Genomic DNA, 11,356 nt, shown 5'->3' with positions numbered 1-11,356 from the left:
GACCGATTTCCGGCGACGGAACCTTAAAATCCGGCTCTCCAGCCGCTATATGCGGACCAACGCGCCTGCGGGCGCATGGGAAGAGAGACGGAAATGATCTTTATACAAGGCTTTGGACGCATTCTGGCGACGCTGGCAGTCGCGGTGATGGTGATGATGACGGTGGTGGACGTGGCGGAAGCCCGCCGCGCCGGCGGCGGCCTCGGCAGCCGCGGCAGCCGCACCTTCTCGACGCCCTCGACGACGCGCACCGCACCGACGGATGCCCAGCCCATCGACCGCACCATGACGCGCCAGCAGTCGGCCCAGCCGTCCGCGGGACGCAACGCCACGGCCACCAATCCGCGCCCCGGCCTCTTCGGTGGTTTCGGCGGCACGCTGCTCGGCGGCCTGATGCTCGGCGGCCTCGTCGGCATGCTGATGGGCCAGGGGCTCGGTGGCGGCATCGGCATGCTCGGTCTTCTCCTGCAGATCCTGCTGATCGCCGGTGTCTTCCTGTTCCTCCGCCGCATGTTCGCGCAGAAGAATGCCACCGCCTATGCCGGCAGCGGCCATGCCCGCAACGCCACGCCGGACGGCGGCTCGCAGTTCAAGATCCCGAGCATCGGCGGCGGCAGCCGTCAGGCCGCACCGCAGCCGAAGGGCGGCGACGAGCTCGGCATCAAGCAGGCCGATCTCGAACAGTTCGAAAGCATGCTGAAGGAGCTGCAGGCGGCCTATGCAGCCGAGGACTTCCGCACGTTGCGCCAGATCACAACGCCGGAAGCCATGTCGTACCTTGCCGAGGAACTGAGCGACAACGCCACTCAGGGCCTGAAGAACGAGGTGCGCGACATCCACCTCGTGCAGGGCGACGTTGCCGAAGCCTGGCGCGAAGGCGCCGACGAATACGCCACCGTCGCCATGCGTTACGAGAGCATCGACGTGATGCGCGACCGCTCGACCGGCAAGCTCGTTTCCGGCGATCCGGACAATCTGACGGAAGCGGTCGAGATCTGGACCTTCGTGCGCCGCGACGGCGGCGACTGGAAGGTCTCGGCCATTCAGGGCGTCGAAAACGCCTGACGGGACGGCTGCGCGTCGGCGCGCGGCCCCTCATCCCGTTGTCGCAACCTTCTCCCCGCAAGCGGGGAGAAGGAGCAAGCGGCACAGTTTTCCAATCGACATGGGCGTTGTTTGCCTGGGGAAACCCGCAAGACACACCCCTTCGCGCCGCTTGCGGGGAGAAGGTGCCGGCAGGCGGATGAGGGCCTTTCTACGCCCGCGTGTCGAAAGAAATCAGATCGCGCCGAGCGCCCAGCCGACAATATCGGCCGTGACCGCGGCAAAGGCCGCGTCGAGCGCCTTCACGAAGGCCGGATTGCCCGCACCGCCAACCGGAACCGTCGCACGAAACACCTTCTGTGCTCGGACAGTCCCGTTGCGGTCGTTGAGCAGCTTTGCCGAAATCTCCACCACCGCCGCATCGGCGCCGGCGGTCTGCACCTCGAAGGCGCGGATATCGGTGACGATCTGGTAGTCGATCGCCAGCCCCTCGCCCGGCTTGCCGACACCGCCAAGACGGCCGGTGTTCTCGAAAGCCTGCACGAGCTTGGCCTGCACCATCTTGCTCAGGCTGTCGCTCCACTGCGCGCCGGCAAGGTACTGGATTTCGGAGGCGGACGGGCGGATGACGATCTGTTCGCTGTCGAGCGCCTTCAGCGCCGAAGGCTGCGGCACGAGGATCTGCCGGCTCTTGGCCGAAGGGCCTTCGACGGCGGCGACGGAGGAGAGCGCGAACGTATCGTTCTTGGCCTGTGTGCTGCCGCAGGCGGCAAGCGTCGTCGCCAGGACGGCCACGAGCGCGGCGCGCGCCGCAGTCCCGTTCCGCAACAAACCCATACCCGAACTCGTCATGTCGTCCTCAAACCCTTGTAACTGCCTGTGTAGCAGCGGCACGGCATGCTGTCACGGCTGCGCGGACGGACAAATCCGCCTCGGCCCGCCGGCGGCCGGCAGTTGTGGGGATAGGGCCACACCTTGCGGCCGGATCAGCGCCGGTTGCGACCATCATACTGCTTGACCGTGTCGCCGCCGAAGAGCAGGCGCTGCGGATTGCGCTCGAAGCCGGAGATCGCACCGTCGAGATTCTGGATGGTGCGGCGCGTATCGAGCACCAGCGCCTCGATGTCCCGCAGCCCCGAACCGGAGAATCGCTGCAATCCGTCGGCAATCGGTCCGATCCGCCCGTTCAGCGTGTCGGCCGCCTGCTTGATCGACTGCAGCGTCGCCTTGGCCTCGGCGAAGAGCGATTCGGAATCCCCCTCGCCCAGGAAGCCGTCAAGCTTGGCGAGCACGCCATCGACGCGCGTGGAAGCGGCATTCAGCTTGTTGCTCATCTGCTGCACGTCGGTGATGATCTGGTCGATATCCTCCTCGCGCGCGCCGATACGGTCGGCGACGCCCGTCACGGAGGCGATGGCCTTGCGGGCATCGGCTGTCGCGACCGAAATGTCGTTGATCGCCCCGCCGACCTTCTGCGGATCGACCGCAGCGATCAGGCTGTCGATCTTGTCGAGCGAGGCCGTCGCCTGCTTGCCGAGGGTATCGAAGGTCTCGGCCGTCTTGCGGAAGCCCTCGACCGTGGTCTTGATGTCGCCGGACGCGGCCGCGATGTCCTTGCTGACCTTGTCGACATTGCCGACAAAATCCTCGACCTTCTTCGGGTCAACCGCCTTGATCAGCTCGTCGACCGAGGCGAGCGTCGAATCGAGCCGGCCGGAAAGATTGCGGAAGGTTTCCGACAGGCCACCGACGCTCTGCAGGAACTCGTCCACCTTCTCGCCGTTGCGGGCGAGCGAGCCGGAGAACTGCTCTGCGTTCTGGATGGTCGTCGTCAGCGGCCCGCGTGCATCGGCGACGAAGCCCTGGATATCCGTGATCGCCGCATCGGCACGCTTCAGGATCTTGTCTGCGGTCGACAGGATGTTCGTCACGCTCGACTGTTCCGCCTGCAGCACCGCTGGAACCTCGGTGTCGAAGGCCTGGCGCAGGATGTTCGGATCGGCAGCACTGCCGCCGGAAAGCTCGATATAGGCCGCGCCCGTCAGACCCTGCACTTCAAGCACCGCGGTCGTCGTCTGCTTGACTGGCGCGCTGGTCGAGACCTCCGTCATGGCGACGGAGAAGAGCGGATCGTCGGCATCGATGGCAAGGCTGCGTACGGAACCGACCGGGATGCCGTTGAAGCGCACGGGCGAGCCGATGCTGAGCCCGTTCGCCGATCCCGGGATGCGGATCGCCAGCTGCGCCATCTCGCCGCCACGGCCGTATTGCGACATCCAGTAGACGAAAGCGAAGGCGGCAGCCATGACGAGGACGGTGAAGAAACCGACGAGGGCGTAATTGGCTTTGGTTTCCATGCTTCGGGCTATCCTGCTCGCAGTTCCATCCACCGGGGCCCATCGGCCCCGGACACGTCCTTACGTTTTGCGCACGATCGATCGCGCGCGCTTGCCCCGGAAATAGGACTGCACCCAGGGGTCGTCAAAGGCCAGCATGTCCTCGATCGTGCCTTCGACCATGACCTTCTTCTGCCCGAGAACGGCGATACGATCGCAAACCGAAAACAGGCTGTCGAGGTCGTGAGTCACCATATACACGGTCAATCCGAGGGTGTCGCGCAGTTTGGCGATCAGCTCGTCGAATTCCGCCGCGCCGATCGGGTCGAGGCCCGAGGTCGGCTCGTCGAGGAAGACGAGAGCCGGGTCGAGCGCCAGCGCCCGCGCCAGCGCCGCACGCTTGATCATGCCGCCCGAAAGCTCGGAGGGAAATTTGTTCGCGGCCTCCGGGGCAAGGCCGACAAGCTCGATCTTCAGCCGCGCCAGCTCGTCCATCATCGCCTGCGGCAGGTCGAGATATTCGCGCATCGGCACCTGGATGTTCTCCATGACCGTCAGCGAGGAAAAGAGGGCGCCGTGCTGGAAGAGCACGCCGAGCTTCATGTCGAGCGCCAGCCGCTCGGCCTCGCTCGCCTTGTCGAAATCCATGCCGAAGATGCGGATGTTGCCGGAGCGGCGCGGCAGAAGGCGCAGCACCGTGCGCATCAGCACCGACTTGCCCGTGCCGGACGCGCCGACGAAGCCGAGAATCTCGCCGCGATAGATATCGAGATTGAGCTCATCCAGTACGATGTTGCTGCCGAAGCCGACGGTCAGATCCTTGACCGAAAGCACCACGTCGTCCGCCTTTGCCGAAACCTGCTCCATGGACATCCCTAGAAATCGATCGCGGCGTAGAACATGGCGAAGAGGCCGTCGACGAGGATAACGACGAAGATCGACTTCACCACAGCGGCGGTGACGTGGCGGCCAAGCGATTCGGCGCTGCCGCCCACCTTCAGCCCCTCGACCGAGGCGACGATGCCGATGATCAGTGCCATGAACGGCGCCTTGATCATGCCGGACACCACCGTCGAGAGGTCGATGGCCTCGCGAAGACGCGACAGGAAAGTGTCGAAGGTGATGCCGGAATAGGACCAGGCGACGAAGGCCGCGCCGCCGAGGGCCGCAAAGTTGGCGATGATGGTCAGCAGCGGCAGCGCCACCGTCAGTGCCACCAGCCGCGGGAAGACGAGCACGCCGATGGGGCTGAGGCCCATGACCTTCAGCGCGTCGATCTCCTCGCGCATCTTCATCGAGCCGATCTCGGCCGTGATCGCGCTGCCGGAGCGGCCGGCGATCATGATGGCGGTGAGCAGCACGCCGACCTCGCGCAACTGAAGGATGCCGACGAGGTCAACGACGAAGACCTCCGCCCCGAAGTAGCGCAGCTGGAAAGCGCCCTGCTGGGCGATGATCGCACCGATCAGGAAGGACATCAGGAGGATGATCGGCACCGCGCGGACACCCATATGGTCGATCTGGTGCACGATCGCCGAGGGCGAGACGCCGCTGCGGCGCCCGAGCTTCAGTTGCGCGCCCCGCACCGCCGAGCCGAGGATGAACATGGCGGCGACCGTATCGTCCCAGACGTCCATCATCGCGCGGCCGATGGGGGTGAAGATGCGCTCGAACAGGGTGCCCTTCCCGCCGCCGCTATACCGTGGTTCGGCGAGCTTTTCCGGCAGGGCAGAAATCAGGTCGGCGTAGTGCGTACCCTCGCGATCGGTAAGGCTGACCTCGTTGCCGCCGCCCTGCCGCTCGGCAATCGCCCGGCGCAGCAGCCAGGCGCCGGCCGTATCCATGGCCGAAACGCCGCTGAGGTCGATTTCCAGCGCACCGGCCTGCCCGCGGCCGATATCGGCCAGCCGCTTGCTGGCGGCAACCGCGTTCGTGTTCACCCACTCGCCGGAAAGGCGCCAGACCTCCCGGCCGTTTTCAGGCGGGTTTTCGATCGCGATGTCGAGGGGGGAACGGGTGGCGGTCAAGTCTCTTGCATCTTCCCGTGCTTGGGACAACATGCGCCTGTCTTACCGGCTCGCCGCCCATCTGTCACCGAACGAACCTGCAAAAGCCCCTTCCCGCCTCGATTTTTTCAAGCCTGCCAGGATCAGTCCCATGCGCCGCACATTGCTCGCCACCACCGAAAGCTTCCCGATTGCCGGCACCTTCACCATTTCGCGCGGCGCCAAGACGACGGCCGAAGTGGTGACCTGCACGATCGGCAGTTCGGGCCTTTCCGGCCGCGGCGAATGCGTTCCCTATGCGCGCTACGGCGAATCGGTTGCCGGCGTGCTCGCCGCCATCGAGGACATGCGCGGCGCCGTGGAGGACGGAATCGGCCGCGAGGAACTGGCGCGGGTCATGCCCGCAGGTGCGGCCCGCAACGCCCTCGACTGCGCGCTCTGGGATCTCGAGGCGAAACTGTCGGGGGTGCCGACCTGGCAGGTGGTCAATGCCGCGGCGCCGCAAAAGCTCGTCACCGCCTTCACGCTCTCCCTCGGCGAACCCGAAGCGATGCAGCGCCAGGCCGCACAGGAGGCAGGCCGCCCGCTTCTCAAGGTCAAGGTCGGCACGGCGGACGATGCCGCCCGCATCCGCGCGGTGCGCGCCGGCGCCCCCGAAAGCGCCATCATCCTCGACGCCAACGAGGGCTGGACGCCGGAAAACCTCGCCTATCACTTCGCGCTCTGCGCAGAGGCACGCATCGCCCTTGTCGAGCAGCCGCTTCCGGCCGGAAACGATTCGGCGCTGCGCGACATTGCCCGCCCGGTCCCGATCTGCGCCGATGAGAGCGTGCACCAGACGCAGGACATCCCCAAACTTGCCGACCGCTACGACGCGATCAACATCAAGCTCGACAAGGCCGGCGGGCTGACGGAGGCGCTCGCGCTGCGCGAGGCGGCGAAGGAATGCGGCCTGAAGATCATGGTGGGCTGCATGGTCGGCACGTCGCTGGGCATGGCCCCGGCCGTGCTGTTGGCGCAGGGCGCCGATTTCGTCGATCTTGACGGCCCGCTGCTGCTTGCCCGCGACCGCGAACCGGGTCTGCGCTATAAAGGTTCCACCGTCTATCCGCCCGAGGCCGCGCTCTGGGGCTGAACACGCGGCGCGACGATGCGTCCGGCAATGACCGAGAGAAGACCGGCAGCGGCAACGAGCGACATCAGGTAGAAGCCCTGGACGCCGTACCAGCTGAAGGCATAGCCCGAGACGAAGGTGGCGAGCGCCGTGAAGACGCCGGTGTAGAAGAAATAGAGCCCCTGCGCCGCCGCCTCCTGCTCCTCCGCCACGCGCTCCACGAGCCGGCTCTGCGCGCTCATATGGATCAGCGCGTAGGTGAAGGCATGCAGACATTGCAGCGCGAAATAGCCGGCAAAGGACATGTCCATCGGAAAGAGGATCCAGCGGCCGACCGCAACGGCGCCGCCGACCATCATCATGGACCAGAGATTGAAGCGGCGCCGCAGCTGGACGGCAAAGAGGAAGAAGAGCACTTCGGCCAGAACGCCAGCGCTCCAGAGAATACCGACGTCGACGCCGCTGAATCCCATCTTCTGCCAGTAGATCGCCGAAAAGGCGAACAGCATGGCGTGGCTCGCATTGACCAGCGAGACGCCGATCAGCATGAACTGCACATCCGCCTGCCGCAGCGTGCTCTTCGTCGGCATGGTCGCGATCGCGGCAATCGGCGACGGACGGCGCGGCTTGCCGATCCTGGGCGCGATCACCGCGCCGATCACGGTCAGCACGAAGGCCACCGCCATCGCCGGCAGCACCATCGCACCGCCATAGAGGCCGGCAAGCCAGCCGCCGGTCATCGTCGCGACGATGAAGGCGAGTGACCCCCACAGGCGCATCTTGCCGTAGTCGAAATTCCAGCGCCGCACGCCCGACAGCATGATCGCCTCGGTGATCGGTACATAGGGTGAATAGACCGCGCCCTGCAGCGTATAGAGCAGCAGCACCGTCCAGAAGGAGCCCGTCGCAAAGAGCGCGAGAGCCGTCGCAAGCGACAGCAGCGCCGACCAGAGCAGCACGATCGAGCGCTCGCCGATCCGGTCCGCGATGATGCCCGCCACCGGCGCAGTGAAGACGCGCACGAACAGCGGCACGGCGAGAACCATGCCGATCTGGAAATCGCTCATCGAGAGCGTTTCCAGCCAGACCGGAAAGAACGGCAGCGCAATGCCGTTGACCATCATCGGCGCGCAGAAGACGAGAGCGATACGCGCAGCAAAATACGGCGGCGCGCCGGCGGTCACGGTAAAACCGGAGGGGGCATTCATTGGCGGGGAACCTGCGTTGGAACGCCCTCCGCTCTATCATGCCGATGTACGTACGCCAATGCGCTATTTCTGCCCACCGGCGGGAATGCCGAACTTGTGAAACCGGACACAGGCGCAGCGCGATCCGTCAGGTTCCGCCCCATGCTTTTGCATCCCGGATGCACGCAAGTTGCCGCAGGGCAGTTCCGCTTTTCTTCGAATCGCGGAAACGCTCTATCTCTCGTTTTTACGCAAAACCGCTACGCGCTTCCGCTGGAATTTCTCTAAGCGGCCTCCGGCTCCCGGGTCTCGATCGCCAGCATCCGGTGCGAGACCGGAAGGACTTCGGCGGGGCTTGAGGCGAGCTTCTGCCAGGTGATCAGTTCCATCTCCCCGTCATGGTGTTCGGCAATCGCCGTGCAGCTCTCCACCCAATCGCCGCTGTTGATGTAGCGGATGCCGTCGATCTCGGTGATGACGGCGTGGTGGATATGGCCGCAGATCACACCGTCGGCATCGTGGCGCCGCGCCTCCTCGACGACCACCTTCTGGAACTCGCCAATGAAGTTCACCGCCGTCTTGACCTGCTGCTTGGCCCAGGAAGAGAACGACCAGTACGGCAGGCCGAGCCGGCGGCGGATGGCGGCGAAGACCACGTTGATGGCGATGGCCGCGTCATAGGCCCAGTCGCCGAGATAGGCGACGACGCGGGCATGGCGCACGACGACGTCGAACTCGTCGCCATGCAGCACGAGATAGCGCTTGCCGTCAGCCGCCTCGTGGATGATGCGGTCGGCCACTTCCACGCCGCCGAAATGGGTGCCGGGGAAATCGCGCAGGAATTCGTCGTGGTTGCCGGGAATGTAAATGATGCGTGTGCCCTTGCGCGCCTTGCGCAGCAGCTTCTGCGTGACATCGTTGAAGGCCTGCGGCCAATACCAGTTGCGCTTCAGGCGCCAGCCATCGACGATGTCGCCGATGAGCACGATCGTTTCCGCTTCATGATGCCGCAGGAAGTCGATCAGGAAGTCCGCCTTGGCCGCCTTCGATCCCAGATGCACGTCCGAGATGAACAGCGTGCGGAAGTGGCGGACAGTGGGGTCGGCAAGGGTCGCAGTCATGCGTTCTTCTCCGGGTGGCCGGCCGCCGCGGTGGTCGTCGGGAGGGGCGGCTTTCATCCCGTTGAAAACCAGACTCCTGTTTCAGATTGATGACACACCTATGCCTTTTTCGGCGGCAAATAGGCATTGCACAGGCCGCTGATTGCGGCTTTATGGAAGACTCGGAAAACTTCACGTCGCGGCGGTTTCGCAGAGCGAAGAGCCGCAACGAAAACAGCATATGGCAGGGAGCATCATGAGCACGGGTGACAAATCGCGGACGCAGGACGGTCCGGCAAGCGGCGACATCGACCAGCAGGCCCTCTTCTTCCACCGCCACCCCCGCCCCGGCAAGCTCGAGATCAACCCGACCAAGCCGCTCGGCAACCAGCGCGATCTGGCGCTTGCCTATTCGCCGGGGGTCGCCGCGCCCTGCCTTGCCATCCGTGACGACCCCAACACGGCCGCCGACTACACGGCGCGCGCCAACCTCGTCGCCGTCGTCTCCAACGGCACGGCCGTGCTCGGCCTCGGCAATATCGGTCCGCTCGCCTCCAAGCCCGTGATGGAAGGCAAGGCGGTGCTCTTCAAGAAGTTCGCCGGCATCGACGTCTTCGACATCGAGATCGACGCGCCGACCGTCGACGAGATGGTCAATGTCGTCTCGGCGCTGGAGCCGACCTTCGGCGGCATCAACCTCGAAGACATCAAGGCGCCGGAATGTTTCGAGGTGGAGCGCCAGCTGCGCGAGAAGATGGATATCCCCGTCTTTCACGACGACCAGCACGGCACTGCCATCATCGTCGCCGCAGCGGTCCTCAACGGCCTGGAGCTCGCCGGCAAGGCGTTGTCGGACGCCAAGATCGTCGCTTCGGGCGCCGGCGCTGCCGCGCTTGCCTGCCTCAACCAGCTCGTTTCCCTCGGCGCGAAGGTCGAGAACATCTGGGTGCATGACATCGAGGGCCTGGTCTACAAGGGCCGCGAAGCCCTGATGGACCAGTGGAAGAGCATCTATGCGCAGGAGACCGACAAGCGCCAGCTCTCCGAAACCATCGACGGTGCGGACGTCTTCCTCGGCCTGTCGGCCGCCGGCGTGCTGAAGCCGGAGCTGCTCGCGCGCATGGCGGAAAAGCCGCTGATCATGGCACTCGCCAATCCGACGCCGGAAATCATGCCCGAGGAGGCGCGCGCCGCCCGCCCGGACGCGATGATCTGCACCGGCCGGTCGGACTTTCCCAACCAGGTCAACAACGTCCTCTGCTTCCCCTACATCTTCCGCGGCGCGCTCGATTGCGGCGCGCGCACGATCAACGAGGAGATGAAGATGGCCGCCGTGCGCGCCATCGCCTCCCTCGCCCGTGAGGAAGTGTCCGATGTCGCCGCCCGCGCCTATTCCGGCGACACGCCGAGCTTCGGTCCGAACTACCTCATCCCCTCGCCCTTCGACCAGCGCCTTATCCTGCGCATCGCGCCGGCCGTTGCCCGTGCGGCGGCGGAAACCGGCGTGGCGACACGCCCGATCGCCGATTTCGACGCCTATCTCGACCAGCTCAACCGCTTCGTCTGGCGCTCGGGTTTCGTCATGAAGCCGATCTTCGCTGCGGCGAAGAACGCGGCCAGGAAGCGCGTGATCTTTGCCGAAGGCGAAGACGAGCGCGTGCTGCGCGCCGCCCAGGTGCTGCTGGAGGAGGACATCGCCAAGCCGATCCTCATCGGCCGCCCGCAGATCATCGAAGCGCGCCTCAAGCGCTACGGCCTGCGCGTCCGCCCGCAGACGGACTTCGAAGTGGTGAACCCCGAGGACGATCCGCGCTACCGCGATTATGTCGACGACTATTTCCGCATCGTCGGCCGCCGTGGCGTCATTCCGGAAGCCGCACGCACCATCGTGCGCACCAACCAGACGGTCATCGGCGCGCTCGCCCTCAAACGCGGCGAAGCCGATGCGCTGATCTGCGGCGTCGAAGGGCGTTATGCCAAGCACCTGCGGGATGTCAGCCAGATCATCGGCAAGAAGGAGGGCGTGCTCGACTTCTCCGCCCTCAGCCTGCTGATCTCCCAGCGCGGCGCCACCTTCTTTACCGACACCTATGTCACCTTCGACCCGACGGCCGAGGAAGTGGCACAGATGACGGTCATGGCTGCGCAGGAAATCCGCCGCTTCGGCATCACGCCGCGCGCCGCCCTGGTCTCCCATTCGAACTTCGGCTCGCGGGATTCCGACAGCGCCTTCAAGATGCGCCGCGCCATGGAGATGGTGCGCGACATGGACCCGACGCTCGAGGCGGACGGCGAAATGCACGGCGATGCCGCGATCTCCGAGGCGCTGCGCCAGCGCGTCATGCCGAATTCGACGCTGTCCGGCGAAGCCAATCTCCTTGTCTTCCCCAATCTCGACGCCGCCAACATCACGCTTGGCGTCGTCAAGACGATGACGGACAGCCTGCATGTCGGCCCGATCCTGCTCGGCGCCGCCATGCCCGCCCATATCCTGTCACCGTCGGTCACCTCGCGCGGCGTGGTGAACATGGCCGCCCTTGCCGTGGTGGAGGCCTCCTACCCGGCCTGA

General features: G+C 65.4%; 9 protein-coding genes. 3 read left to right on the top strand and 6 right to left on the bottom strand.

Annotation, left to right across the window (positions count from 1 at the left end):
- The first annotated feature begins 93 nt into the window (after positions 1–93).
- Positions 94–1,065, top strand: a complete 972-nt coding sequence (locus EXZ48_RS10195; RefSeq protein ID WP_023514982.1) for a Tim44 domain-containing protein — start codon at positions 94–96, stop codon at positions 1,063–1,065.
- 213 nt (positions 1,066–1,278) lie between these two features.
- Here EXZ48_RS10195 and EXZ48_RS10190 read toward each other — a convergent pair whose 3' ends face one another.
- The 4 genes from EXZ48_RS10190 to EXZ48_RS10175 all read right to left on the bottom strand — a co-directional run bounded on the left by EXZ48_RS10190 (position 1,279) and on the right by EXZ48_RS10175 (position 5,407).
- Positions 1,279–1,896, bottom strand: coding sequence for an ABC-type transport auxiliary lipoprotein family protein (locus EXZ48_RS10190; RefSeq protein WP_130515762.1), 618 nt, complete (start codon positions 1,894–1,896; stop codon positions 1,279–1,281).
- A 134-nt stretch (positions 1,897–2,030) separates the two neighbouring features.
- Entirely contained in the window at positions 2,031–3,401 is a 1,371-nt protein-coding gene (locus EXZ48_RS10185) for an MlaD family protein (RefSeq protein ID WP_130515760.1), read from the bottom strand.
- Between the two features lie 60 nt (positions 3,402–3,461).
- Positions 3,462–4,247, bottom strand: coding sequence for an ABC transporter ATP-binding protein (locus EXZ48_RS10180; RefSeq protein ID WP_023514979.1), 786 nt, complete (start codon positions 4,245–4,247; stop codon positions 3,462–3,464).
- A gap of 8 nt (positions 4,248–4,255) precedes the next feature.
- On the bottom strand, positions 4,256–5,407 hold the full coding sequence (locus EXZ48_RS10175) for an MlaE family lipid ABC transporter permease subunit (protein ID WP_371687650.1): 1,152 nt from the start codon (positions 5,405–5,407) through the stop codon (positions 4,256–4,258).
- Positions 5,408–5,537: 130 nt separating this feature from the next.
- On the opposite strand from EXZ48_RS10175, the gene dgcA reads away from it, so the two are divergent.
- Positions 5,538–6,521 (top strand): N-acetyl-D-Glu racemase DgcA, encoded by a 984-nt coding sequence (gene dgcA / locus EXZ48_RS10170; protein WP_130515756.1) that lies wholly within the window; start codon positions 5,538–5,540, stop codon positions 6,519–6,521.
- On the opposite strand, the gene EXZ48_RS10165 is transcribed toward dgcA, so the two are convergent.
- Together EXZ48_RS10165 and EXZ48_RS10160 are read right to left on the bottom strand one after the other, a co-directional pair.
- Positions 6,491–7,708, bottom strand: a complete 1,218-nt coding sequence (locus EXZ48_RS10165; RefSeq protein WP_130515754.1) for an MFS transporter — start codon at positions 7,706–7,708, stop codon at positions 6,491–6,493. The genes dgcA and EXZ48_RS10165 overlap by 31 nt on opposite strands.
- 263 nt (positions 7,709–7,971) lie before the next feature.
- On the bottom strand, positions 7,972–8,808 hold the full coding sequence (locus EXZ48_RS10160) for a UDP-2,3-diacylglucosamine diphosphatase (protein ID WP_130515753.1): 837 nt from the start codon (positions 8,806–8,808) through the stop codon (positions 7,972–7,974).
- 235 nt (positions 8,809–9,043) lie between these two features.
- Here EXZ48_RS10160 and EXZ48_RS10155 point away from each other — a divergent pair, with 235 nt between their 5' ends.
- Complete coding sequence (locus EXZ48_RS10155) at positions 9,044–11,356, top strand: NADP-dependent malic enzyme (protein WP_130515751.1); 2,313 nt, start codon at positions 9,044–9,046, stop codon at positions 11,354–11,356.

This window comes from Shinella sp. JR1-6 (assembly GCF_004284735.1).
Lineage (GTDB): Bacteria > Pseudomonadota > Alphaproteobacteria > Rhizobiales > Rhizobiaceae > Shinella.
This window is presented reverse-complemented; position numbering and strand designations above follow the sequence as displayed.

Excerpts from the sequence above, each read along its gene's own strand:
- EXZ48_RS10195 (WP_023514982.1), top strand. The coding sequence starts at position 94 with ATGATCTTTATACAAGGCTTTGGACGCATTCTGGCGACGCTGGCAGTC.
- EXZ48_RS10190 (WP_130515762.1), bottom strand. The coding sequence starts at position 1,896 with ATGACGAGTTCGGGTATGGGTTTGTTGCGGAACGGGACTGCGGCGCGC.
- EXZ48_RS10185 (WP_130515760.1), bottom strand. The coding sequence starts at position 3,401 with ATGGAAACCAAAGCCAATTACGCCCTCGTCGGTTTCTTCACCGTCCTC.
- EXZ48_RS10180 (WP_023514979.1), bottom strand. The coding sequence starts at position 4,247 with ATGGAGCAGGTTTCGGCAAAGGCGGACGACGTGGTGCTTTCGGTCAAG.
- dgcA (WP_130515756.1), top strand. The coding sequence starts at position 5,538 with ATGCGCCGCACATTGCTCGCCACCACCGAAAGCTTCCCGATTGCCGGC.
- EXZ48_RS10165 (WP_130515754.1), bottom strand. The coding sequence starts at position 7,708 with ATGAATGCCCCCTCCGGTTTTACCGTGACCGCCGGCGCGCCGCCGTAT.
- EXZ48_RS10160 (WP_130515753.1), bottom strand. The coding sequence starts at position 8,808 with ATGACTGCGACCCTTGCCGACCCCACTGTCCGCCACTTCCGCACGCTG.
- EXZ48_RS10155 (WP_130515751.1), top strand. The coding sequence starts at position 9,044 with ATGAGCACGGGTGACAAATCGCGGACGCAGGACGGTCCGGCAAGCGGC.